Here is a 539-nt window from a genome sequence, read left to right as displayed (position 1 = left end):
AGCGTGATCGGTTGCTCGTTTTTGCACGGGCATTCAAAAATCAGATAAAGAGGATTCCAAATGAACAAGGCTTATTCGCTGGTATGGAATGAAGCGCAGGGCGGTTGGTGCGCGGTGAGCGAAACCGCACGCCGGCGCGGCAAGGCGGGCGGCGGCAAGCGCCTGCTGGCGGCGGGGGTGTCGCTGCTGGGTCTGGCGGCCACGAGCGCGTATGCGCTGCCGACGGGCGGCGCGGTCGCGTCGGGGAAGGCAGACATCGCGACGTCGGCGGACGGCAAGACGATGTCGATCAACCAGCACACGGACAAGCTGATCACGAACTGGCAGGACTTCAGCGTGGGCGGCGGGGAGCGGGTGTCGTTCCAGCAGCCGGGGATCCAGTCGATCGCACTGAACCGGGTGATCGGGACGAACGGCAGCCAGATCCATGGCCAGATCGACGCGAACGGGAAGGTGTTCGTGGTGAACCCGAACGGGGTGGTGTTCGGGGCGGGCGCGCAGGTGAACGTGGGTGGTCTGGTGGCGTCGACGAAGGACGT

General features: G+C 65.1%; 1 protein-coding gene. It reads left to right on the top strand.

All coding sequences use genetic code 11. The annotated features are described in order from the left end of the window. Positions 1-60 precede the first annotated feature (60 nt). The coding region (locus ACV229_RS40695; protein WP_448088672.1) for a two-partner secretion domain-containing protein at positions 61-539 on the top strand (479 nt) is incomplete at its 3' end.

This window comes from Burkholderia sp. MR1-5-21 (assembly GCF_053427715.1).
Note: the sequence above shows the minus strand (reverse complement) of the source record. Positions and strands in the feature narration are given on the sequence as shown.